This window comes from Verrucosispora sp. FIM060022 (assembly GCF_003977705.1).
Taxonomy (GTDB): Bacteria; Actinomycetota; Actinomycetes; order Mycobacteriales; family Micromonosporaceae; genus Micromonospora; species Micromonospora gifhornensis.
In genome coordinates this window covers 97,969-122,009 of record NZ_RQIV01000003.1, presented here as the reverse complement: position 1 = coordinate 122,009, position 24,041 = coordinate 97,969, and the positions used below count along the sequence as shown (strand labels likewise).

The window sequence follows — 24,041 nt, the reverse complement described above, 5'->3', positions numbered from 1 at the left end:
GACCCGACAAGCCCCACGACGAGCACAAGAAGGAGGCGAGGAGAACGGTGATCGACGACACCCTCCTCGAGGCCGAGGAGAAGATGGAGCGTGCGGTCGAGCACGCCAAGGAGGAGTTCGGTGCCATCCGCACCGGCCGCGCCACTCCGGCCATGTTCTCCAAGATCATCATCGACTACTACGGCAGCCCGACGCCGCTGACCCAGATGGCGTCGGTGGCCATTCCCGAGCCGCGGATGGCCATCATCAAGCCGTACGACAACTCGCAGATCAATGCCATGGAGAAGGCGATCCGCGACTCGGACCTCGGGGTCAACCCGAACAACGAGGGCAACCAGCTGCGCATCCTGCTCCCGCAGATGACCGAGGAGCGCCGCCGCGACATGATCAAGGTCGCGCGCCACAAGGGCGAGGAAGCCAAGGTCGCCATCCGCAACATTCGCCGCAAGGGCAAGGAAGAGCTGGACCGGCTCGTCAAGGACGGCGAGGTCGGCGAGGACGACGGCCGGCGCGCGGAGAAGGAACTGGACGACCTCACCCAGCGCTACGTCGCGCACGTCGACGAACTGGTCAAGCACAAGGAGACCGAACTCCTGGAGGTCTGACCTCGCGCCGTGATCCACGGTGCGCCCAGCCCACCCACTGCACCCCCGTCCCCGTCCGGTTGATCCTGAAGTCAGTCGTCGCACTCGTGGTGACAGCTTCGCGAGCAACACGGCGGGGTCGAGGGTGTGGGTGGGTACTGGTGCGGCCTGTGGGGCGGACAGGTGCAGTAGGCTCGGCACGATTCCCGGTGGCCCGGCGGTGAAGGGTGGGGATCGGTCAACCGGCCGGCCGGCAAATCTCAACGGAGCGCCTCGCGCGGGTAGGGGATGGTAGTGGTTGTACGGCAAGTGGTGGATTTCGTCCCGCTCCCCTCTGGTGCGTGATGTCCCACCTCGACCCCTACGGCGGCGCCGAGGCCCGTGGCTGGGATCGGCCGGACCAGCCCGCCCAACTGCCCTGGCCCGACCCGAACCTCGATCCCGGCCCCTGGGCCGCTGATCCGCACGCCGAGCGGTACGCCACCCCCACCGCCCAGATCGAACCGGTCCGTGGCGCTGCCGATCTGCTCCACGACGACGCCCCGACCGGGCAGATCGAGCGGATACCTGCCGGTGTCGGCCTCGACCACGACGACGCCCCGACGGCCCAGTTCGCCCCGGTGCCCGGCGACGAACCGGAGGCCGACGATCCGCCGCCCGGACGCCGTCACCGCGGCCGTCGTCGCGCCGGGCGGCCCACCAACGGGCAACCCGCATCGAGCCCCGGTGAGCAGCCCGCGTCGCACCTCGACCGGCCGGCGGGGAGCCCCGGCAAACCCGCTGCGCCGAGCCGCGCCGGCCGGAACCTGCCGGCGGCCATCTCGGTCGGGCTCGGCCTGGGGGCTGTGGTCCTGCTCCCGCTCTTCCTCTACACGCCGTCCTTCCTGCTGGTGCTCGCCGCCGCATTCGGGGTGGGCATCTGGGAGATGTCCCGCGCGGTACGCCGGGCCCGCGCCGTGGTGCCACTGGTTCCCCTGATCGTCGGTGGGGTGCTGACGGTCACCATCGGCTGGTTCGGCGGTCTGGACGCGCTGCTGCTGGGGTTGCTGGTCACGATCGCGGGCACGCTCGTCTGGCGGCTCGGCGACGGCATGGCCAACTTCCGGCGGGACATGACCGCGGCCACGTTGATCGCGGTGTACGTGCCCTTCCTCGGTGGCTTCGCCGCGCTGCTCGCGTCGTCGCCGGACGACGGGGCGCTGCGGATTCTGGTGACGCTTGTCGCCGTGGTGCTCTCCGACACCGGGGGGTACGCCGCCGGCGCCAACTTCGGCAAGCATCCGATGGCCCCGACGATCAGCCCGAAGAAATCCTGGGAGGGTTTCGCCGGGTCGGTCGGTGCGGCGGCGCTGGGCAGCGCCCTGCTGCTCTGGCTGCTGTTCGACGTGGCACCGTGGTGGGGTGCCGTGTTCGGGGTGGCGGTGTCGTGTGCCGCCGTCCTCGGTGACCTCGCCGAATCCATGATCAAGCGGGATCTCGGTGTGAAGGACATGAGCAACCTGCTGCCCGGGCACGGTGGCCTGATGGACCGCCTCGACTCGGTCCTGTTCGCCGTGCCGACGGCGTACCTGCTGCTCGTGGTCCTCGTGCCGGCGGTGAACTGAGGCATGGATCACGGCCACGCAGCCTGGTCGCGGACGTGGCCGGACCCGATCCGCACCCTCCGGAGGGATGCGGTCCACGCCGGGCGTGCCAGACTGGACGGGCCATGACGAGCCTGCCACTGATCCCGGTCGACCCGGACGCGCCTGGCGCGCGCCGGGCGTCGATGCCACCGCAACATCTCGCCGACCTTGACCTGGCCGGCCGGAAAGCCCTGGTCACCGGTCTGGGTGAACCGGCGTTCCGGGCCCGGCAGATCTCCACCCACTACTTCGGCCGGCTGGTGCGCGACCCGGCGCAGATGACCGACCTGCCGGCGGCCTCCCGGGCTCGGCTGGCCGACCAGCTGCTGCCCCGGCTGCTCAACCCGGTCCGCGAGCTGGCCTGCGACGACGGGGCGACCCGCAAGGCGCTCTGGCGGCTGCACGACGGGGCGCTGGTGGAGAGCGTGCTGATGGGCTACCCGGATCGGGTGACCGTCTGCATCTCCAGCCAGGCCGGCTGCGGCATGGCCTGCCCGTTCTGCGCCACCGGCCAGGCCGGTCTGACCCGGAACCTCTCCACCGCCGAGATCGTCGACCAGGCGGTCTACCTGGCGGGTGTGGCCGCCTCCGGCGCGGTGGTGGGCTCACCGGCACGGTTGTCGCACGTGGTCTTCATGGGCATGGGCGAGCCGCTGGCGAACTACAACCGGGTGGTGGCCGCGATCCGTCGGCTGGTCGCGCCGGCGCCCGAGGGCCTCGGGCTGTCGCAGCGCCACATCACCGTTTCCACGGTCGGCCTGGTGCCGGCCATCCACCGACTGGCCAGCGAAGACCTCTCGGTGACTCTTGCGTTGTCGCTGCACGCCCCCGATGATGAGCTGCGCGACGAACTTGTGCCGGTCAACCAGCGCTGGAAGGTGTCCGAGGTGCTGGACGCCGCCTGGGCGTACGCGGCTCGCACGGGGCGTCGTGTGTCGATCGAATACGCGATGATCAAGGACGTGAACGACCAGCCGTGGCGAGCTGATCTGCTCGGGCGGCTGCTGGCCGGCAAGCTGGCCCACGTGAACTTGATTCCACTCAATCCGACTCCGGGCAGCCGATGGGACGCCAGCCCGAAGCCGGTGGAGCGGGAGTTCGTCCGGCGGTTGCGCGACGCCGGGGTGTCCACCACCGTACGGGACACCCGAGGTCGCGAGATCGACGGGGCGTGTGGGCAGCTGGCCGCCGCGGAGGACATGGGCACCGACCCGGCCGGAAACCCGTCGGCATGACCGGGCGTGGCGAACGAGACCAGGAGACATAGTGGCGAGTCAGGGTCAGCGTTTCCGGCGTAAGGCGCTCCGCCGGGGATACAAGGTTGACGAGGTGGACGCCTTCCTGGACCGGGTCGAGGCGACCCTCGCCGGCCAGCCGGTGGGTGCCCCGGTGGCCTCGCAGGAGGTCCACGACGTCGTCTTCCGGGTTCGCTTCAACGGCTACGACGAGTGGCAGGTCGACCTGCACCTCGACCGGGTCGAGCGGCAGCTGGCCGAGTTGGAGGAGCGGGGTCAGACCCGCGCCGGTGGCGAGACCCGGATGGGCCCGGCGGAGCGGATGGGGCCGGCGGAGCGGATGGGTCCGCCCATGCGCGAGGACCGGGGCATGTCGGCGGTGCCGCAGCCGCCGATGCCGCCCCGGCCGATGCCGGCGCAGGCCGGCCCGTACGGCCGCTACGACGAGCCCACCGGCGCCTTCGCCGGCGGCTACGACGCACCTCGCGGCGGTTACGACGCACCCCGCGGCCCTGGCGGCCCGATGGGGCCAGGCGCGCCGATGGGCCCCCCGGGTGGCCCGATGGGTCATGGTGCTCCGCCGCGCGGCCTGCCCGCCGGGCCGGGCGGCTACGGCCCCCCGGACGGCCCCGGTGGCTACGGCCCCCCGGACGGCCCCGGTGGCTACGGCCCCCCGGACGGCCCCGGTGGCTACGGTCCGCCTGACGGTCCTGGCGGTTACGGTCCCCCCGATGGTCCTGGTGGGTACGGTCCGCCGGACGAGCCGCGTTTCGACGGCTTCGAGGCGGGCCGGCGCGCCCGTACCGATATGACTGCGGAGATCCGCATGCCGGATCGTGACCCGCGTCGCGGCCCGGCGGGACCGCCCGCGGTGCCGCAGCAGGCACTCGGTGGTCCGTCGATGGCGGGTCCGCCGCCGATGGCCGGGCCCTCGATGGGTGGCCCGCCGATGGCCGGCCCGCCCGGCAGCGACCTCTACCGGGTGGACCAGATCCGGCGCAGTTTCCAGGTGCGTCGGTTCGGCAGCGGGTACGACCCCGACCAGGTCGACCGGTTCTTCGACAGCCTGCTCGGCGGGATGGCCGGGCGTAACCCGATGCCGGTGAACCCGAAGGACCTGGACACGCTGCGTTTCGGCCTGGTGCAGGGCGGCTACTTCGAGGCGGAGGTCGACGCCGCGTTGAAGAACGTGCAGGACATCCTCTTCGGCCGCTGACCGGCGACGACGAATCGGGCCCGCCCTCCGCTGTCGGAGGCGGGCCCTACTCGTGTCTGCCGGACGTGAACGGCCCCGGTGGTCATGCCGTTCGGCCCCGCGTCAGCACCCCCGCGCCGGTTGCGGCTGCCGAGGGGTGTCCAAGCCTCGGGCGTCAGGACCGCGGCGGGGTCAGGAACGCAGGCCGTTGCGGCGCAGCACGGCGTCGCCGATCACGATGAGCAGCAGGAGCGCGGCCAGGCCGATCAGCCACAGGTTCTCGACCCTGCCCTCGTGGTTGCCGCAGAGCATCGCCAGCAGCGCGAGTGCGGTGAGGATCGCGCCGATCCGCCCGGACTTGCGGTGCCCAGGCTTGTGCTGGTCTGGCGACGTTACCGGCTCGCTTCCTGCCACTGGTCGGTCCTTCCCTCGCGATCGGATCTCCGGTTAGTCTGGCACGCCCGCTGACGGCCCTGGCGCAGGGTCCGGCCGATAGAGAAAAGATCACCCGGGACTGACCGGCGTGACGCGCCGAACGGGCCGGTCCGAAAGCGAGCGCCCGGGCCGAAGGGCCCGTCATCCCCGGGCCGGAGGGGACTACCGGTGTCGAGGGACGGCGAGCACGCTACCTCCGGTAGCGTTTCGGCGTACGCCTTGATTTGTCTTCTTGAGGGGGAACTGCGGTGCGAGTGACCGGTACCGGGCACGCGAGCATGCGGATCGACACGGGCGCGGGCAGCATCCTGTGCGACCCGTGGGTCAACCCGGCCTACTTCGCCTCCTGGTTCCCGTTCCCGGACAACTCCCTGCTCGATTGGGAGACCCTCGGCGACGTCGACTACCTGTACGTCTCCCACCTGCACCGGGATCACTTCGACGCGGCGCACCTGAAGCGGTACGTGTCGAAGAAGGCCACCGTGCTGCTGCCCGAGTTCCCCACCTCCGAGATGGAGGACGAGTTCCGCGCGCTGGGCTTCACGAAGTTCCTGAAGACCCGCAACGAGGAGGTCGTGGAGCTGGACGGCGGCCTGAAGATCATGATCCAGGCGTTGACCAGCCCCACCGACGGCCCGATCGGTGACTCGTCGCTGTGGGTGGAGTACGACGGGGTGCGGCTGCTCAACCAGAACGACGCCCGCCCCACCGACCTGAGCACCTTCGCCGAGCTGGGTCACGTGCACGCCCACATGCTCCAGTTCTCCGGGGCGATCTGGTACCCGATGGTCTACGAGCTGCCGCAGTCGGCGAAGACCGCGTTCGGCAAGCAGAAGCGGGACCGGCAGTTCGACCGCACCTGGCGCTACATCGACGACCTCAAGGCCGACCACGTCTTCCCGATCGCCGGCCCGCCCTGCTTCCTCGACGACGAGCTGTGGCAGTTCAACGACATCTTCGGCGACGAGGGGAACATCTTCCCCGACCAGTCGGTCTTCCTGGCCGAGTACGCCAAGGTCGGCGGTACCAACGGCATCGTGCTGCTGCCCGGTAGCGTCTCCGAGATCACCACCTCCGGCGCGACGACGACCCACCCGGTGCCGGTGGAGGAGTTCTTCGCCAACAAGGTGGCCCACCTGGAGGAGATGCGCGAGCGCAAGCGCCCGATCATCGAGGCGGAGAAGGCGTCCTGGCGGCACCCCGAGATCGACGTGCTCAAGGAGTTGAAGCAGCGCATCGAGCCGTTGCTCGACGAGTCGATCTACCTGGCCAAGGGTGTGGGCGGCCCGGTCCGCTTCGACCTGGTCGGTTACGACGGCGAGAGCATCGAGTCGATCGTGGTGGACTTCCCCGGCAAGCAGGTGCGGCCGTACGCCGACGAGAAGGTCAGGTACCGGTTCCGTACCGAGCGGGCGCTCGTCGAGCACCTGCTGCACATCGGCGAGGTGGACTGGGTCAACTCGCTCTTCCTGTCCTGCCGGTTCTCCGCCGCCCGGATCGGCCAGTACAACGAGTTCGTGTACGCCTTCTTCAAGTGCCTGTCCACCGAGCGTCTCCAGTACGCCGAGGGCTGGTACGACGAGCACGAACGGGCCGTCGACGCCGAGGACATCACCCTCGGCGACTGGGTGGTGCAGCGCCGCTGCCCGCACCTGAAGGCGGACCTGAGCCGCTTCGGCATCGTCGACGGCGACCAGCTCACCTGCCAGCTGCACGGCTGGCGCTTCGACCTGCCCAGCGGCCGCTGCCTGACCAGCGTCGGGCACAAGGTCCGGGCGCACCGCGTCGGCGAGGAGACCGAGGTCGCCCAACCGACGAGTTAGGCCGCCTGCCCGAGGTGTTAAGAAGGGGCCCCTTCACTACGCGAGACGTTAATAAGGTGCCCTTCCTTGCACCTCGTCCCGTGCGCGCTCAGCGGCCGAGGTCGGCGAGGATGCGTTGAGCCGCGTTGTGCCCGGCGGCGCCGATCACGCTGCCCGCCGGGTAACAGCCGGCGCTGCCCGCGTACACCCCGTCGACCCCGGTGGCGTACGGCATCCGGTCGGTGAACGAGACGGTGTTGTCGACGTGGTGGATGTGCCCGCCGGTGATGCCGAAGTGCGTCTCGATGCCGGGCGGGGGAAGCGGCACCGCGTCGGCGATCAGGTCGGCGGTGCCGGGGGCGTACCGCTCGCAGATGGCCACCAACTGGTCGACGTAGCCGGGCAGCGCCGCCTCCCAGGTGGTGCCGGCCAACTCGTACGGCACCGACTGGACGAACAGCGCCGACGAGTGGTGCCCGTCCGGGTCGGCCAGCGACGGGTCGACGGTGGTGTGCAGGTACCACTCGATGGTCGGCTCCGCCGGCAGCCGCCCGGCCTGCACGTCCGCCCACATCCCCCGCAGGGCCGCCATCGGGGACTCACCACCGCCGGAGGTCAGCGACGCCGACCCGGGCAGCAGGTGGATCGTGGAGCCGAACGGGCTCGGCGCGTCCTTCGGCAGGCAGGAGAAGCGGGGCAGGCCGCGCAGCGCCAGGTTGAGCTTGAGAGTGGTGCCGGTGCGTCGGACTGCCGCCATCCGATCGGTGAGTGCGGTGGGCAGCGCCCCGTCGGGCAACAGCTCCATCAGCCGGTACGGGTCGCAGGCGCCGAGCACCACCTCGGCGCCGATCTCGCGGCCGTCGGCGAGCACCACGCCACTGGCGGCACCTGAGTCCAGCGTGATCGCGGTAACGGGTGCGCCGGTGACGATGCGGGCACCGGAGGCGCGGGCCGCATCGGCGAAGGTGCCCGAAACGGTGCCCATGCCGCCCTCGACGATCATCCAGGTGCCGCCGGCACCGGGTAGCCGGCACATGTTGTGCACCAGGAAGTTGTGACCGGTGCCGGGGTCGTCCGGGCCGGCGTTGAGCCCGGACAGGCCGTCGGTGACCGCGTACATGCTGACCAGCAGCTCGGAGCGGAACTCGAAGCGGGCCAGGTAGTCGGCGACCGAGCCCCGGACGAGGTCGACGAAGACCTGTTGCAACTCGGGACGGACGTAACGCTGTGCGGTCTGCTCGACGTCGAGCGGCTCGGCCAGCCAGGCCGGGGCCAGGTCGGCCCGCAGCGCGGCCAGTTCGGCCTGGAGGGCGTCGTCGGCGGCCACGTCGGCGGGGGAGAAGAACTCGGCGAGCTGCTCTCGGGTGGCCTTCGTGTCGGTGCCGAACAGCAGGTACGGCGAGCCGACCCCGCCGGGGGTGGGCAGGAAGTAGTGGGGGTCGCGACGCAGCACGGGGATCCGCACGTCGAGCGCGGCGAGCAGTTCCGGCGGCATCAGCCCGAGCAGGTACGACCCGGTGGAGTGCCGCAGCGCCGGCACCTTGGGAAAGGGGTTCTCGGTACGGGTCGCCCCACCGATCACCTCGGCGCTTTCCAACACCAGCACGTCGAGCCCGGTCCGGGCCAGCAGGGTCGCCGCGACCAGCCCGTTGTGCCCCGACCCGACCACCACCACGTCGACTCTGCCCGGCAGCTCACCCGTCATCCCCGCACCCTAACCCGCGACCTGCCTGATCTGTTCGTACCCGTAGCGGGCCGGCCACCAACGCCGAGGGGTTCGTGGCCGGCCCTCGGATGGTCAGGAGGTGCTCGACGATGCGGGCGTGATGGCGTTGAGCTGACGGGAGACGGCCAACAGGGCGTAGCCGATCAGCGCGAGCACCACCCCGAGGCCCATCGCCAGGGCGGCGACGCCGAAGGACACCACCGAGGTGAACAGGGACGAGCGCAGGAACGAACCTGTCATCACCACCTGCCGGTTGGGGTCCTCCCGGTCGAGTTCGGCATAGGTCTTGCCGCCGCTGGCCTCCAGCGCGTGCTTCTCGATGACCTCCGCCTCCGCGTACGCGGTGAACGGGCCCTTGATCTGCTTGCCGGCGAAGTTGTCGGCGTCGTCGGAGACGGTGATGCGTTCGTCGGCGAGCTGGCTCTGCACGACAAACCATGTGGTGGCTCCGGCGGCCAGCATGACCAGCCCGGCGATGATCACCAGGATCGACAGCAGTCGTACGGTCGAGCCGAGCGGCTTGCCGGCCGCCGTGGTGGGTGCAGACGTGTCCGTCATCTGATTACTCCTCCTGATACCCCGGTATGTAGGTGCCTGGCGCGGAATGACCTTGTCGCTCCGTGCGGGTCAGTATCGACCGCTCGGGATTGCGGCGCATCCAGGCGGGCGGACCGCAGTGCGACATGCTGTCGCGTTCGGCTAGGAGGTGACCGGTGCGGTGCGTCGCCTGCGGTCACGCCACCCGGACAGGGCGAGGGTGGCGGAGTAGCCGGCCAGGACGATGACGTGGAAGACGTAGAGCCACAGGAGGACGGCGACGGCGGCACCCACCTCGTCGAGGCCGCCGAAGGGGACGCCCAGGTCCAGCGGGAGCGAGGCGAACAGCACGAAGCCGTGCAGGAAACCGGAGAGGTTCGCCGCGGTGAACGAACCCACAAGCAGAGCCGACAGCCAGTCCGGTGACGCGCGACCGACCACCCGGAACACCCACAGCAGCACCGGGGTGAGCACCAGCCACACCGCCAGGAAGGAGAGCACCACGCCGAGCGCGCCGGCCCAGCCGCCCCGGCGGACCAGGCCGGTGGTGGTCGGCAGGGCCAGCAGGACGGCCAGCAGCAGCGCCGGGGCCGGCGCGAGCAGGGGCAGCAGCAACAGCCGACCCCGCCAGCCGATCAGGTGTTCATCGGAGCGGGGCGCGGCGACCGAGACGAACGCCCGACGCAGCCCTTCGCCGTACAGTGACGCGGGCAGCACGGCGGCCAGCGCGAGCCACGGCGTCAGATCCACCCCGGCCTCGACCAGGGCGGCCACCGCGTGCGGCGCACCGATCGCGTCGGGCAGTGCCTCCACGGCGTACGAGGTGAGCCGCCGTACCCGGTCGGCGCCCGCCACCAGCGTGGTCAGCCAGATCGCCAGCAGGGCCACCGGCACCACGGCGATCGCACCGTAGAACGTGATCGCGGCGGCGTGCAACGACAGATCCCGTCCGCGTACCGGCCGGAAGGCGGCCCGGGTGATCCGCTTCGTCCGCCGCCATGCCTCGCCCATCACGCCCCTGTTCCCCGTACCGGCTCCGCTCACGCCTGGGCTGCGCCGGCAGGGTGGCGGGCGGCGTGCTCGCGTGGTCGCGTCGAGGGGTTCGCGGCGACGTTAGGATCGCCAGCCATGACCGTAGCCAGCACCGACCGTCTCGTGCTGCGAGAGTGGACCGACTCGCCGGACGACCTCGCCCGGATCTTCGACATCTACTCCCGTGAGGACGTGATGCGTTGGCTCGGCGGGGGAGCGGGCCGGCTGCTCGACCCCGACCAGGCCGCCGAGCGGCTCGCCACCTGGCGGCAGCGGTACGCCCCGTACGACGGGCGGTACGGCCTCTGGGCGATCGAGGTCCGCGACACCCGGACGGTGGCCGGCAGCGTACTGCTCAAGCCGTTGCCCGGCGCCGACGGCCACACCCCGACCGACGACATCGAGGTGGGCTGGCATCTGCACCCTGATTCCTGGGGCCACGGCTATGCCACCGAGGCGGCCCGCGCCGTGCTGGCCCGCGAGTTCGCCGCAGGCAACCGCCAGGTGTACGCGGTGGTGATGCCGGGCAACGAGCGGTCGATGGCGGTCTGTCGGCGGCTCGGTATGTCCAGTCTGGGCCGACGCACCGACTGGTACGGCGGCACCGAAGTGGAGACCTTCGTCCTGACCGGCGAATAGGCAGGGGAGCGCTCCCGCTGGCTCGGCTATCGACTTGTGCTGTCGTCGCTGGTAGAACAGCCAATCATCGGCGCTGGCGATCAAGAGTCGCCACCTTGCGCCCACTCCTCGAAGCGAGGTATCTGCGTGGCTGTACGACGACCACTGATAGCCCTGATCTCCGCGGCGCTGCTGTTCGGACCGGCGTCCGCCGCCGTGGCGGCACCCCCCGACCCGGCGGAGCGCGGCCCGGCCGCTGCCTCACCGCGCGGCCAGTCCGACACCGAGCTGCCTTTCGGCGTCGGCCCCGGCCAGCGTGGACGCTCCGCCGACGCCCCCGGACGGCAGCCCGCCCAGCCGGCCGCAACGGCCAAACTGCCGGGCAAACCCCGCAACGATGTCATCGTCGACGTGCCGGTGGAGCTGACCGACGCGTCGATCCCGCTCAACCTCATCCCGTACCACGACATCCCGGCGGCCCTGCGTAACCTGCAGCGCAGCAACCGGATCAGCGTGGAGGTGATCGGCCAGTCCGTGCTCGGCCGGGACCTGCACCTGGTGGTGGCCACCGCACCGATGAGCGACGCCCAGTGGAAGACCTGGCAGCAGCTGTCGGACCTGCGGATCAACGACCCGCACGCGGCGCAGGCCAAGCTGGCCGCCGGCGGGTACGCCAACTGGCGCACCCCGCTGTTCGTCAACAACAACATCCACGGCAACGAGTGGGAAGGCACCGACGCCAGCCTCCAGATCCTGCAGGACCTGGCGTTCTCCACCGACCCGGCGATCGTGGACATGCTCAACAAGCACGTCTTCGCCTTCGTGGTCACCAACAACCCGGACGGCCGGGTGGCCGCGACCCGAGCCAACGCCAATGGCTTCGACATGAACCGTGACTACATCACGGCCTCGCAGCCGGAGGTCCGCGCGGTGCGGGCCCAGCTGGTCCGCTACAGCCCGCTGACCATGTTGGACATCCACGGGTACGTCAACTGCACGCTCATCGAGCCGACCACCGGCCCGCACGGCGACAACTACGAGTACGACCTGTACATCAAGCACGCGCTGCGCAACGGGCTGTCCATGGAGCGGGCCGTGCTGGCCACCGGCGAGACCCGGGCCAGCTGCGTCAACTCCGACGGCACCCGGCGCAACGACATCCCGTTCCGGGACCGCACCCAGGGCTGGGACGACTGGCCGCCGATCTTCACCCCGATGTACGCCATGTACCACGGCGCCATCGGCCACACCATCGAGGTGCCGCTCAACCCGCGCGGCAACCTGACCGTCGCCGAGCGCCACGAGCGCACCCGGATCAACACCGCCGTCGCCGCCGCCACCATCCGCGGCAACTTCGAGTACGCCACCCAGAACCGCGAGGAACTGCTCGCCAACCAGCTGGAGTGGTTCCGCCGTGGCGTCGACGGTGAGTCGACCCGGCCGATCGACGACCCGCTGGCCATCTCGCTGGCCCGCGGCGACAACGTCAAGACGCACCTGCAGGACTTCGCCCGCGCGTACGTCATCCCGGCCGGCAAGGACCAGCGCAGCGCCACCGCGGCGGCCCGGCTGGTGCAGTTCATGCTCGACAACGACCTTGAGGTGCAGCGCGCCTCGCGGCCGTTCAAGCTGGGCGGCACCCACTACGAGGCCGGCACCTACGTCGTCGACATGCGTCAGGCCAAGCGGGGCCTGGCCAGCACCCTGCTCGGGGTCGGGCGGGACGTGACGAACGACTTCAACGCGATGTACGACATCTCGGCCTGGAGCCACGGTCACCTCTGGGGCGCCACCGTGCAGCAGGTGGACGGCAACGTCACCCTGGACGACAAGGCGCTGCGCACGGTCACCGAGGCCCGCGCCACCGGTTCCGTGCCGCCGGGCAAGCAGGCCCACTACGGCCTGGTCGTCGACTCCGTGGCCGGCATCCAGGCGGTCAACCAGCTGCTCAACGACGGGGTACGGCTGTCCCGGACCGCCGACGGCACCTTCGTGGTGCCCGGTGACCTGACCGTCGTCCGCCAGGTCGCCGAGGCGTACGGGGTGGAGTTCATCCGGATGACCCCGCCGCAGGTCCGCAACACCACCCCGGTGTCGAAGACGCGCCTCGGTGTCGCCGCCAACGGTGGTGAGATCTTCGCCCTGCAGCAGATGGGCTTCCAGCCGATCTCGGTGACGCACACCGCGTTCAACAACGGCATCCTGTCCTTCGCCGACTTCGACGCCTTCTTCGTCTCGACGACGGCGTTCAACCCGTTGAGCCTCAACGCCACCCAGGCCGCCGCGTTCAACCAGTGGCTGGCCGACGGCGGCACCATCGTCGGGCGCGGGGCCAGCGGAAAGCAGTTCAACGACCGCGCCGGGCTACTCGACGTGACAATCGCGGCGGGACGCAGCGACGCCAACGGCATCGTCAAGGTGGTCAACGACCCGGCTTCGCCGATCACCGGCAACGCGCTGCCGACCGCGTTCGTCGACGCACCGCAGTACTTCACCCGCGTCGGGGACGGCGTACGTGTCGACCAGCGCCTGGCCGCCGAGGGCTTCTTCCTCGCCGGGCACTGGGGTGGCCAGGAGGCCGCCGCCGGTCACGCGGTAGTGGTCAGTGGCGTGGCGAAGGGGGCGAACGTGACCCTGTTCGGCACCGAGCCGCTGTTCCGGGCTCACCCCGAGGGCCTGTACCCGCAGGTCGCCGCCGCCCTGTGGTGGTGAACTGACCAGCTCGGGTGATCGTTGCCCCGGCCGGTGCGCGATGCATCGGCCGGGGCAAGTTCGCTCCACCAGCTGATCGGGGTGCCAAGGTCTACCTGGATCGCCCGTCGTGTTCCAAATGGTGTTGCGGCCAGGTCGGCGATAATTATGATCATGGTTCATGACGATCGCGACCACCGAGCGGCTACTCGTGCGGGACTGGACCGATCGGCCGGCGGACCTGGCCCGGCTGTTCGAGATCTACTCCCGGCCGGAGATCGCCCAGTGGCTCGGCGCCGCATCGAGGTTCCCGTTGACGGACCCGGCACAGGCGGCCGAGCTGCTGGCAAGGTGGCACCGACGACACGCGGCGTACGGCGAGCGGTACGGCCTGTGGGCGGTCGAGGTGCGCGAGACCGGCGTGGTGGTCGGCACGGTGATGATCAAGCCGTTGCCGGGGCGCGACGAGCAGGTGCTCACCGATGACATCGAGGTGGGCTGGCACCTACACCCGGAAGCCTGGGGCAACGGATACGCCACCGAAGCCGCACGCGCCTGCATGGAACGGGAATTCGCCACCGGCACACCGCTGATCCACGCGGTGATCGCCCCCGGCAACACCGCCTCGATGGCGGTGGCCCGCCGGCTCGGCATGACACCCGTCGGTCGCCGCAGCGACTGGTACGGCGGCGAGGAGCTGGAGACCTTCGTCCTGGCCCGCCCGGCGTGACCCGACCACCCGACCCCGGTGAGCAGCCCGCCCCTCCTGCCTCGGTAGCTCCTGCCTCGGTAGCTCCTGCCTCGGTAGCTCCTGCCTTGGTGGCTCCTGCGACGGTGGCGGAGGCCGAGGGCATCCAGGAACAGTTGCGGCAGCGTCTCGACCTGCACGAACACCTCACCACCGCGCCACGACTCGTGGCCGGCGTCGACGTGTCGTACGACAGATCGTCGCCGCGTGTCACGGCCGCCGCGGTGGTCTTCGACCTGGCCACCGGCGTCGAGGTGGAGTCGGCCGTCGTGCCCGGCGAGGTGAGCTTCCCGTACGTTCCCGGGCTGCTGGCGTTTCGCGAGGTGCCGATCCTGCTGACGGCGCTCGACCGGCTCGCGGCGCGCCCGGACCTGGTGGTGTGCGACGGGTACGGCATCGCCCATCCCCGACGCTTCGGGCTGGCCTGTCACCTGGGCGTGGTCGCCGGGCTGCCGACCTTCGGGGTGGCGAAGACCCCCTTCGTCGCCGGGTACGACGAGCCGGGCGGAAGCCGGGGCGACTGGTTGCCGCTGCGGGCCGACGGCGAGGTGCTGGGCCGGGTGCTGCGTACGCAGACCGGAGTCAAGCCGGTGTTCGTGTCGGTGGGCCACCGCACCACCCTGGACCAGGCAACCACCCTGACCCTCGACCTGAGCCCGCGCTACCGCCTCCCGGAGGTCATCCGCCGAGCCGATTTCCTCTCCCGCGAAGCCCTCCGCCGCGCGCAGCTCGATTGATCGGCGACGGCGAAGTCGGCGAGAGCCGTCGCAGCGAAGTGCTCAGGCCCTCAGGTTGTTGAGGTCAGCCGAAGGCTCGCAATGCTGTGTGTGTCCGCCCGGCCCAGCCATGATCACTCAGCAATTCGGCGGAATGGTGGTGACCACGGCAGTGGGACACCGCCGTTCGGGCGTAACGGTGTCGATCACGTCGGATGGCCTGACGATCAGCAGGGCTGGACAGTGTGACAGGGCAGGGTCTGACCGGAAGGAGATCGGGACGGGCGGTTAGGGCCTTGACGCCGGCAGGGTGTGGTTCGCTGGCCAGGTGGTGGCCGCTGCGCCGTCGACATCGCCACGGCGGTGCTGCTCGGCGAGATCGTGTCTGCGGGTCACCGGCGCAGGGACGTCATCGACCGGCCGCGCGAGTGCGCTGCCGCCGCAGTGCCGTTCTTCCTGCGGGTAGCTCGTTGTTAACAAGGGGCCCTTCCTCTACCGCAGGCGTTAATAAGGTGCCCTTCCTTCTCGCCCAGCGGCGTGGGGAAGAATGGGCGGCGTGAGTTCCCCCCGTGATCTTGTGTTGCTGGGTTCTACCGGGTCGATCGGTACCCAGGCCATCGACATCGTGCGACGCAACCCGGACCGGTTCCGGGTGGTGGCGCTGGGTGCCGGTGGCGGCAACGTCGGCCTGCTCGCCGCCCAGGCGCTCGAACTCGGCGTCGAGGCGGTCGGGGTGGCCAAGGCTTCCGCCGCTCAGGACCTCCAGTTGGCCTTCTACGCCGAGGCCAGTCGGCGGGGCTGGGCCAGCGGGGAGTTCAAGCTGCCCAAGATCGTGGCCGGGCCGGACGCGATGACCGAGTTGGCGCAGTGGCCCTGTGACGTCGTACTCAACGGGGTGGTGGGGTCCCTGGGGCTGGCGCCGACCCTGGCCGCGCTGCGCGCCGGTCGTACGCTCGCGTTGGCCAACAAGGAGTCCCTCGTCGCCGGCGGCTCGCTGGTCAAGGCCGCGGTGACGCGGCCGGAGCAGATCGTCCCGGTGGATTCGGAGCACACCGCCCTCGCCCAGTGCCTGCGCTCCGGCACCCGGGCCGAGGTACGCCGACTGATCGTCACCGCCAGTGGTGGGCCCTTCCGGGGTAAGCGACGCGACGAGTTGACAGCCGTCACGCCCGAGCAGGCCCTGGCACACCCGACCTGGAACATGGGGCCGGTGGTCACGATCAACTCGGCGACCATGGTCAACAAGGCGCTGGAGGTGATCGAGGCGCACGAGCTGTTCGACGTGCCGTACGCCGACATCACCGTGATGATCCATCCGACCTCGGTGATCCACTCGATGGTGGAGTTCGTCGACGGTTCCACGATCGCCCAGGCCAGCCCGCCGGACATGCGGCTGCCGATCGCCCTCGGCCTCGGCTGGCCGGACCGGGTGCCGGACGCCGCCGCCGCCGTCGACTGGACGACCAGTCACACCTGGGAGTTCGCGCCCCTCGACGACGAGGCGTTCCCGGCGGTGGCGCTGGCCAAGGCGGCCGGTGAGGCGGGGCGCTGCCGACCGGCGATCTACAACGCGGCGAACGAGGAGTGCGTCGCGGCGTTCGTCGCCGGGCGACTGCCCTTCCTCGGCATCGTCGACACGCTACAGCGAGTGCTGGAGGGAGCTCCCGATTTCGGTGAACCGGGTACCGTCGAGGACGTACTCGAAGCCGAGTCGTGGGCCCGCGCGCACGCGCAGGAGATCATCGCTGCTGCGGTGGAAGGAGCTTGATGTCGTTCGCGTTCGGGGTGGCGCTGTTCGCCCTCGGCATCCTGGTTTCGGTCAGCCTGCACGAGGCCGGCCACATGCTCACCGCCAAGGCCTTCGGCATGAAGGTCACCCGCTACTTCGTCGGCTTCGGCCCGACGATCTTCTCCTTCAAGCGGGGCGAGACCGAGTACGGCCTCAAGGGCATCCCGCTCGGTGGCTTCTGCAAGATCGTCGGCATGACGCCGCAGGACGACGACGTCGAGCCCGGCGACGAGAAGCGGGCCATGTGGCGCTACCCGGTGTGGAAGCGGACCATCGTGATGTCCGCCGGGTCGATCACCCACTTCGGGTTGGCGATCTTCGCGGCCTGGCTGGCGGCGATGACCTTCGGCCTGCCCAACCCCGACTTCCCGCGGGACGAGCAGCAGATCCGCGCCGAGCCCGCGGTGATCGCCATCCAGGACTGCGTCCTGCCGGACACCACCTACCGGGAGTGCGCCGCGGGCGACGCGGCCAGCCCCGCCGGGGCGGCCGGGCTGCGCAACGGCGACCGGATCACCTCGATCAACGGCACCCCGATCAACAACTACGGCGAGCTGCTGACCACGCTGCGGGCCACCACCCCGGGCAGCACCGCCACCATCGGGTACGAGCGCGACGGCCAGCCCGGCACCACCGAGACCACCCTGGCGACCACCAAGCGTCCGCCGATCGACAACCCGGACGGCCCGGTCACCGAGGTCTCCGCGCTCGGCGTCGGCCTGGTCCTGAGCACCCCGGGTCTGGTCTCCTACGGTCCGGTGGAGGCCGTCGGCGCGACCAGCACCTTCATCGGCGACATGGCGGTGGCCACCGCGAAGGCGTTGCAGCGCCTGCCGGAGAAGATTCCCGCGCTCTGGACCGCCATCACCGGCGGCGAACGCGACATCGACACCCCGATCAGCGTGGTCGGCGCCAGCGTGCTCGGCGGCGAGGCCGTCGCCAACAACGCCTGGGAAATCTTCATCATGTTGTTCATCTCGCTGAACTTCTTCATCGGGGTGTTCAACCTGCTGCCGCTGCTGCCACTGGACGGCGGCCACATCGCCATCGCCTGGTTCGAGCGGGCCCGCTCCTGGGTGTACGCGCGACTGCGCCGCCCCGACCCGGGCCGCGTCGACTACTTCAAACTGATGCCCTTCACGTACGTGGTGATCCTGATCGGTGGGGTGTTCACCCTGCTCACGATCACTGCGGACGTCGTCAACCCGATCACCCTCTTCCCAAGGTGAGTGCCTGAAGTGACAGCTGTCAGCCTCGGTATCCCTGCCGTACCGCCGCCGCCGCTGGCCCCCCGCCGGGCGAGCCGCCAGATCATGGTCGGTTCGGTGCCGGTCGGTGGTGGCGCGCCGGTCTCCGTGCAGTCGATGACCACCACCCTGACCGCCGACGTCAACGCCACTCTCCAGCAGATCGCCGAGCTGACCGCCTCCGGCTGCCAGATCGTCCGGGTCGCGGTGCCCAGCCAGGACGACGTGGAGGCGCTGCCGGCGATCGCCCGCAAGTCACAGATCCCGGTCATCGCCGACATCCACTTCCAGCCGAAGTACGTCTTCGCCGCGATCGACGCCGGCTGCGCGGCCGTGCGGGTCAACCCCGGCAACATCCGTCAGTTCGACGACAAGGTCAAGGAGATCGCCGCAGCGGCCTCCGCCACCGGTACGCCGATCCGGATCGGGGTCAACGCCGGCTCGCTGGACAAGCGGCTGCTCGCCAAGTACGGCAAGGCCACCGCCGAGGCGCTGGTCGAGTCGGCGCTGTGGGAGTGCTCCTTGTTCGAGGAGCACGGCTTCCGGGACATCAAGATCTCGGTCAAGCACAACGACCCGGTGGTGATGATCCGGGCGTACCGGCAACTCGCCGAGCAGTGCGACTACCCGCTGCACCTGGGCGTCACCGAGGCCGGCCCGGCCTTCCAGGGCACCATCAAGTCGGCGGTCGCCTTCGGCGCGCTGCTGGCCGAGGGGATCGGCGACACCATCCGGGTGTCGCTGTCCGCGCCGCCGGTCGAGGAGATCAAGGTCGGCAACCAGATCCTGGAGTCCCTCGGGCTGCGCGAGCGCGGCCTGGAGATCGTCTCCTGCCCGTCCTGCGGGCGTGCCCAGGTGGACGTCTACAAGCTCGCCGAGGAGGTCACCGCCGGCCTGGAAGGGCTGCCGGTGCCGCTGCGGGTGGCCGTGATGGGCTGCGTGGTCAACGGCCCCGGCGAGGCCCGCGAGGCCGACCTGGGTGTCGCCTCCGGCAACGGCAAGGGGCAGATCTTCGTCAAGGGCCAGGTCGTCAAGACCGTGCCCGAGGGGCAGATCGTGGAGACCCTCATCGAAGAGGCGCTGCGGCTGGCCGAGGAGATGGGCGCCGAACTGCCCGAGGAACTGCGCGGCCTGATCCCCGGCGCCACCGTCACCGTCCACTGACCCACCCCACAGTCGCCCATGATCGTGCTCGATGTGGGATCGAGTGGCTTGTGCTCGTGACGAGACCACTCGATCTGTGATCGAGCGCGATCTTGAGCGGGGGAATGGGGTGTCGGGTGCCCTCGACGCGGAAGGTGGCGGGGACGGTTACCGTCCGCCAACACGACTCGGACGGATCTGGCAGGCTGGTAACCGTGCTGACGGCGCCGGTGCGGCAACTGGGTGAGTCAGAGCGTCGCGCGGTCGAGCGGCTGCTCGACCTCGACCCGTACGCGGGTGCGCAGGTCGCGGAGCGGATCGCCGCGCGTGGGCTGGCGTGGTGGCGGGCCGAGGGGCGGGTGCTCGGGTACGGCTCCCGCCGGCAGCTCGAATCGGTCTGCTGGCTGGGCGGCAACCTGACCCCGGTGCTGGCCACCCGACAGGCGACCGCCGCCTTCGCCGATCTGCTCGCCGGTGAGGACCGGATCTGCTCGTCGATCGTGGGACGGGCCGACGCGGTGCTGGAACTGTGGGACCGGCTCTCCGACACCTGGGGGCCGGCCCGGGACGTACGCCCCAATCAGCCGTTGCTGGCCACCGAGGCGTTGCCCAGGGTCCCCGCCGACCCGCACGTACGCCTGGTTCGTGGCAGTGAGCTCGACCTGCTCTTTCCGGCGGCCGTGGCGATGTACACCGAGGAGGTCGGCGTCTCGCCGCTGGCCGAGGACGCCGGGCGCGGGTACCGCCGCCGGGTCACCGAGATGATCCGCTCGGGTCGGGCGTACGCCCGGATTGTCGATGGTCAGGTGGTCTTCAAGGCGGAGCTCGCGGTCGTCACCCGGCACACGGCGCAGGTCCAGGGGGTCTGGGTGGCGCCCGAGTGGCGTGGGCGTGGGATCGCGACGGCGGCGATGGCGGCCGTGGTGCGCGACGCGCTCAACCGGGTCGCCCCGACGGTCAGCCTGTACGTCAACGATTTCAATCTGCCCGCCCGGCGGGTCTACGAGCGGTGCGGGTTCCGCCCGGTCGGCACGCTGGCGACCGTGCTGTTCTGAGCCGCCTGACTGCCCCGGTGGTCCCCCGCTGGTGACTGCGGCACGCGACCCGGCGGAAAGCAACGGGTCGGGCCGGATTGCGCAAAAAAGGCGTTGAAGCGGCACGGTCCTGCCCTCAGGCTAGAACCTTCGCCATCACACCGGAGGACGCGACCCGTGCGACTGCTTCGTGATCTGTGGGTCACTTCGCCCCGCAGGATGACCCTGGTGGCCGTTCTGGTCGTGATGGGCGGCATCGGCCAGGCGGCCACCGCCGCGCTGGCCGGGCCGGTGCTGGTGAACCGGTCCGTCGTCTTCTTCGTGCTGCTGACGATCGCCCTGACCGCCGCTGTCCTCAGCGACCTGGTGGTCAGCCTGGTGATGGCCGGGGTGACCGCCGACTGGTCCGCCGACCTGCGCCGCCGGCTCTGTCGGGTGGCGCTGGGGCAACCCGTGCCCGCCCTGGAGACGACGCCGGTCGGGGAGATGCTCGACCGCATCGACGGTGACGTCTACGACGTGGCCTCCGGGGTACGCGGCCCGGGCATCCGGCTGGCCCAGTCGTTGGCGGTGGGTGTGGTGGCCACCCTGGTCGCGATCACCGTCTGGTGGCCGGCCGGAATCGGCATGCTGCTGGTGACCGTCCTGCTCGCGGTCACCCTGCGCCGGCCCGCCGGTCGGATCGCCCCGGCGCGGATGAAGGAGGAGGCGGCCTGGTCCGACCTGGCGGCGGTGATGGAGGAGTCCATCCACGGCCAGGACGACGTACGCACCAGCCTGGCCCGGCCGTACGTGCTGCGCCTGTACGCCCGCCGGGCGTCCGAGGTGCTCCGCCGCGGACTGCGGGTCTGGCGGATGGGTGCGCAGGTGAACGCCATCGCGGCCGGGGTGACCCGGGCCGGCATCGCGCTGGTGGTGCTGGGCGGGGTGTGGGCGTTCGGCACCGGCCGGGTGGACGCCGCCCAGTTGACCGCGATCTGGCTGCTCGCGCTCTCCCTGGGCATGACCGTCGAACACGTCAGCCGGATGGTGCCCGACGTGCAGTACGCCCTCGGCGCCTGGGGTCGGGTGCAACTGCTGCAGAACGCCGAGCAGGAACCGACCGGCGGCGACTCCCCGGTCGACGGGGACCTGGTCATCCGTGACCTGACCTTCCGTTACCCGGTCGAGTCGGAGGCCGAGCGGGGTCCGGCGCTGCGCGAGGTCAACCTGACCTTCGTCCGCGGCCGGTCGTACGCGCTGGTCGGGCGGACCGGCTCGGGCAAGTCGACGCTGGCCAAGGTGCTCACCCGGGCTGTCGACGTGCCGGCCGGCACGGTGCTGCTCGGCGGGCGGGACGTGCTCGACCTGGACGTGGAGGAGCTACGTCGGTGGATCGCCGTGGTGCCGCAGCGTACCGAGATCCTGGCCGGCACCCTCGCCGAGAACGTGGCGCTGTTCGACCCCGAACTGCTCGACGCCGCCGAACGGGCCCTGCACGAGCTGGACCTGGCCGGCTGGATCGCCGAGCTGCCCGCCGGCCTGAACACTCGGCTCGGCGAGGGCGGGCATGTGCTGTCGGCCGGGCAGGAGCAGTTGGTCGCCTTCGCCCGCATCCTGGTCCGCGACCCGCACGTGGTGATCCTGGACGAGGCCACCGCCCGGCTCGACCCGGTCACCGAGGCACGGGTACAGCGGGCCACCTCGCGGCTGCTGCGCGACCGGATCGGCATCGTCATCGCGCACCGGCTCTCCTCCGTACGCGAGTGCGACGAGGTGGTGGTGCTGGCCGACGGCGCGGTGGTGGAGGCCGGCCCGCTGGCCAGTTCCCGCCGCTTCGCCGAGCTGCTCGCGGCCAGCCACGCGGACACGTACGACGCCGCCGTGCTCGTGCAATCCGACGGCGCGCAGGGTGAACCGGCGTTGGTCGGGGCCGCCTCGACGGAGTTGGCCGCCGGCGCGTTCCCCGACGCTGCCGCGCTGTCGGGTGGCCCGCTCGGCGGTGAACGCGGCGGATCGTCGATGCCGGGCGTCGAGCGGTCCGCCGACGATCCCGCGCCGGTCGTCGGACCCGAACCGGTCGAGCCGGTCGAGGGACGCCAGGGCGGCGGGCGTACCGAGGGCGGCGGTGACGTGCCGGCAGGTGGGCCGGGGGTGGAGCGTCGACCGGCGTCCCGGTTCCAGACGATGCGGGAGATCGTCCGGCTCTGCCTCAACGATCCCCGCTACGGCCTGGCAGCCATCGGCATCTTCTCCGTACTGACCGTGTTCGGTCTGGACGGGCCGTTGCTGGCCTGGCTCTGGGTCGACGTGGTGGACGGCACCGGTAGTCCGTGGCTGCCCGCGTTGGGCATCGCGGCCGGCCTGATCCTCGCCATTCCCGCCAACTACTGGACCCACCTGTGGTTCCCGGCCTGGTTCGTCCGGCAGATGCTGCGAATCAGTGCCCGCCTGGTGCACGGGCAGACCGGTCCACGCCGGATCAGTCGGCACAGCCCCGCCGAGGTGGTGGCCCAGGGCGGTGACACCGAACGCGTCGTCCAACTGGCCGACAACGTGCTGGATCAGACGGTCGCGGTGATCCTGCTGGTGGTGATGACCGTGGTCACCGACAGCGTGGTGCCGGGGCTGTTCTTCATCGGCACGATGGTGCTGTCCGGGCTGGCCGCGACGGCGTTCGGGCCGCGACTGGAACGCGCGGCCCGCGACACGGTGGCCGCCCGCGCCGCCTTCGCCACCGCGCTGGTGTCCAGCCTTTCGGCGGCCCGGACGGTGAAGCTCGCCGGGGCCACCCGGCCGGTACTGACGCACCTGGCCGGCCTCGACACGGTCCGCAGCGACCGGCAGCGTCGGGAGATCGCCGTGCAGGTGTGGGCCCGGTCCACCCCGGCACTGGCCAGCGGCCTGCTGCCGATCGGCGTCTGGGCGCTGTATCTGTCCGGCGGTCTGACCGCCGGGGCGGCGCTGGTCGCGGTCGCCACGCTGGGCGCGGCCCGCTGGTTCGCGTGGACCACCGCGTCACTGGTCTCGCAGGTGCCGTCGGCTCGGGTGTGGACGCGTCGGACGGTGGAGATGGCCGGCGTCGAGGCGTACTCGGCGCGGATCCCGGGTGTCGATCTCATGGCAGGGACGGCGCCCGCCCCACCGCAGGCGCCGCGTACCCCGCTGCGTCGGCTGGAGCTGACCGATTTCGGCGTACGGCACACCGACGGCACCGTGGCGGTACGCGATGTCAACCTGACCGTGGAGCGTGGCCAGCTCGTCCTGATCGTCGGCCCGGTCGGTTCGGGCAAGTCCTCCCTGCTGCGCGCCCTGGCCGGGATCGCCCCGCACATCGGGCAGTTGACCTGGAACGACGATCCGGTCACCGAGCCGGAGTTGTTCCTGCGCCCCAACCAGGTCGGCTACGTCGGCCAGTTGCCCCGGGTGCTCTCCGGCACGGTCGCCGACAACATCACCCTCGGGCATCCGGTCGACGCCCGGCACGCGGTGGCCACCGCCCAGCTGGAACACGACCTGGCGGCCACCGGCAGCGGGCTCGGGCTGCTCATCGGGCACAAGGGCACCCGGCTCTCCGGCGGCCAACTCCAGCGCTTGGCGCTGGCCCGGGCGTTGGCGCCGCGTACCGAACTGCTGGTCGCCGACGACGTCTCCTCCGCGTTGGACGTCACCACCGAGCTGGCACTGTGGCAGGCGCTGCGCGAACACGGCGTGACAGTCGTCGGCTCCACGTCGAAGCGGGCCGCGCTGGTGCGGGCCGACCATGTCGTGGTGCTCACCGACGGTGTGGTGGCGGCCCAGGGGCCGTGGTGCGACCTGGAAGACAAGTGGGGCCACCTGGCGGGCTGAGCCCGGCAGTGCCACCCAGCGGGCTGAGCCCGGCAGTGTGACCTGCCGGGCTCAGC

Annotated in this window: 18 protein-coding genes; 14 read left to right on the top strand and 4 right to left on the bottom strand. The window is 70.8% G+C overall.

The window, feature by feature from the left end:
* Window positions 1–47 precede the first annotated feature (47 nt).
* The 4 genes from frr (at window position 48) to EG812_RS11035 (ending at window position 4,660) form a co-directional block, all read left to right on the top strand.
* The gene (gene frr, locus EG812_RS11050) at window positions 48–605 is read left to right on the top strand and encodes a ribosome recycling factor (protein ID WP_013732119.1); all 558 of its coding nucleotides are present in this window, start codon (window positions 48–50) and stop codon (window positions 603–605) included.
* A gap of 323 nt (window positions 606–928) precedes the next feature.
* Entirely contained in the window at window positions 929–2,188 is a 1,260-nt protein-coding gene (locus EG812_RS11045; protein WP_013732120.1) for a phosphatidate cytidylyltransferase, read from the top strand.
* Window positions 2,189–2,292: 104 nt separating this feature from the next.
* A complete protein-coding gene (rlmN, locus tag EG812_RS11040) occupies window positions 2,293–3,444 on the top strand; it encodes a dual-specificity RNA methyltransferase RlmN (protein ID WP_013732121.1) in 1,152 nt (383 codons plus the stop codon).
* A 31-nt stretch (window positions 3,445–3,475) separates the two neighbouring features.
* Entirely contained in the window at window positions 3,476–4,660 is a 1,185-nt protein-coding gene (locus EG812_RS11035; protein WP_126711514.1) for a DivIVA domain-containing protein, read from the top strand.
* A gap of 171 nt (window positions 4,661–4,831) precedes the next feature.
* Here EG812_RS11035 and EG812_RS11030 read toward each other — a convergent pair whose 3' ends face one another.
* Complete coding sequence (locus EG812_RS11030; protein WP_013732123.1) at window positions 4,832–5,053, bottom strand: DUF2631 domain-containing protein; 222 nt, start codon at window positions 5,051–5,053, stop codon at window positions 4,832–4,834.
* Window positions 5,054–5,322: 269 nt separating this feature from the next.
* Here EG812_RS11030 and EG812_RS11025 point away from each other — a divergent pair, with 269 nt between their 5' ends.
* Window positions 5,323–6,897, top strand: coding sequence for a Rieske 2Fe-2S domain-containing protein (locus EG812_RS11025; protein ID WP_043719947.1), 1,575 nt, complete (start codon window positions 5,323–5,325; stop codon window positions 6,895–6,897).
* 88 nt (window positions 6,898–6,985) lie between these two features.
* Here EG812_RS11025 and EG812_RS11020 read toward each other — a convergent pair whose 3' ends face one another.
* From EG812_RS11020 to EG812_RS11010, 3 genes are all read right to left on the bottom strand, one after another.
* Complete coding sequence (locus tag EG812_RS11020; RefSeq protein WP_126711513.1) at window positions 6,986–8,581, bottom strand: phytoene desaturase family protein; 1,596 nt, start codon at window positions 8,579–8,581, stop codon at window positions 6,986–6,988.
* Window positions 8,582–8,674: 93 nt separating this feature from the next.
* Window positions 8,675–9,160: an aromatic ring-opening dioxygenase LigA gene (locus EG812_RS11015; protein WP_102659002.1), complete on the bottom strand. Its 486-nt coding sequence runs from the start codon at window positions 9,158–9,160 to the stop codon at window positions 8,675–8,677.
* Between the two features lie 141 nt (window positions 9,161–9,301).
* Window positions 9,302–10,150, bottom strand: coding sequence for a YhjD/YihY/BrkB family envelope integrity protein (locus tag EG812_RS11010; protein ID WP_126711705.1), 849 nt, complete (start codon window positions 10,148–10,150; stop codon window positions 9,302–9,304).
* A gap of 117 nt (window positions 10,151–10,267) precedes the next feature.
* Between EG812_RS11010 and EG812_RS11005 the strand changes: the two genes are divergently transcribed.
* From EG812_RS11005 to EG812_RS10965, 9 genes are all read left to right on the top strand, one after another.
* The gene (locus tag EG812_RS11005) at window positions 10,268–10,810 is read left to right on the top strand and encodes a GNAT family N-acetyltransferase (protein WP_013732128.1); all 543 of its coding nucleotides are present in this window, start codon (window positions 10,268–10,270) and stop codon (window positions 10,808–10,810) included.
* Window positions 10,811–10,936: 126 nt separating this feature from the next.
* Window positions 10,937–13,501 carry a M14 family metallopeptidase gene (locus EG812_RS11000; RefSeq protein WP_158632499.1) on the top strand — a complete coding sequence of 855 codons (2,565 nt, stop codon included), beginning with the start codon at window positions 10,937–10,939 and terminating at the stop codon, window positions 13,499–13,501.
* Window positions 13,502–13,661: 160 nt separating this feature from the next.
* On the top strand, window positions 13,662–14,210 hold the full coding sequence (locus tag EG812_RS10995) for a GNAT family N-acetyltransferase (protein WP_126711511.1): 549 nt from the start codon (window positions 13,662–13,664) through the stop codon (window positions 14,208–14,210).
* 89 nt (window positions 14,211–14,299) lie between these two features.
* Window positions 14,300–14,965, top strand: a complete 666-nt coding sequence (locus EG812_RS10990) for an endonuclease V (RefSeq protein ID WP_233579450.1) — start codon at window positions 14,300–14,302, stop codon at window positions 14,963–14,965.
* A gap of 535 nt (window positions 14,966–15,500) precedes the next feature.
* The gene (dxr, locus tag EG812_RS10985; RefSeq protein WP_043719956.1) at window positions 15,501–16,712 is read left to right on the top strand and encodes a 1-deoxy-D-xylulose-5-phosphate reductoisomerase; all 1,212 of its coding nucleotides are present in this window, start codon (window positions 15,501–15,503) and stop codon (window positions 16,710–16,712) included.
* Entirely contained in the window at window positions 16,712–17,962 is a 1,251-nt protein-coding gene (locus EG812_RS10980; protein WP_013732133.1) for a M50 family metallopeptidase, read from the top strand. Before dxr ends, EG812_RS10980 begins: the two co-directional genes overlap by 1 nt.
* A gap of 9 nt (window positions 17,963–17,971) precedes the next feature.
* Window positions 17,972–19,144, top strand: coding sequence for a flavodoxin-dependent (E)-4-hydroxy-3-methylbut-2-enyl-diphosphate synthase (ispG, locus tag EG812_RS10975; protein WP_126711510.1), 1,173 nt, complete (start codon window positions 17,972–17,974; stop codon window positions 19,142–19,144).
* A 194-nt stretch (window positions 19,145–19,338) separates the two neighbouring features.
* Entirely contained in the window at window positions 19,339–20,178 is an 840-nt protein-coding gene (locus tag EG812_RS10970; protein WP_013732135.1) for a GNAT family N-acetyltransferase, read from the top strand.
* A gap of 156 nt (window positions 20,179–20,334) precedes the next feature.
* Window positions 20,335–23,985 (top strand): ABC transporter ATP-binding protein, encoded by a 3,651-nt coding sequence (locus tag EG812_RS10965; protein WP_126711509.1) that lies wholly within the window; start codon window positions 20,335–20,337, stop codon window positions 23,983–23,985.
* Window positions 23,986–24,041 lie beyond the last annotated feature (56 nt).

Excerpts from the sequence above, each read along its gene's own strand:
- EG812_RS11045 (WP_013732120.1), top strand. The coding sequence starts at position 929 with ATGTCCCACCTCGACCCCTACGGCGGCGCCGAGGCCCGTGGCTGGGAT.
- rlmN (WP_013732121.1), top strand. The coding sequence starts at position 2,293 with ATGACGAGCCTGCCACTGATCCCGGTCGACCCGGACGCGCCTGGCGCG.
- EG812_RS11020 (WP_126711513.1), bottom strand. The coding sequence starts at position 8,581 with ATGACGGGTGAGCTGCCGGGCAGAGTCGACGTGGTGGTGGTCGGGTCG.
- EG812_RS11015 (WP_102659002.1), bottom strand. The coding sequence starts at position 9,160 with ATGACGGACACGTCTGCACCCACCACGGCGGCCGGCAAGCCGCTCGGC.
- EG812_RS11010 (WP_126711705.1), bottom strand. The coding sequence starts at position 10,150 with ATGGGCGAGGCATGGCGGCGGACGAAGCGGATCACCCGGGCCGCCTTC.
- EG812_RS11005 (WP_013732128.1), top strand. The coding sequence starts at position 10,268 with ATGACCGTAGCCAGCACCGACCGTCTCGTGCTGCGAGAGTGGACCGAC.
- EG812_RS10995 (WP_126711511.1), top strand. The coding sequence starts at position 13,662 with ATGACGATCGCGACCACCGAGCGGCTACTCGTGCGGGACTGGACCGAT.
- EG812_RS10980 (WP_013732133.1), top strand. The coding sequence starts at position 16,712 with ATGTCGTTCGCGTTCGGGGTGGCGCTGTTCGCCCTCGGCATCCTGGTT.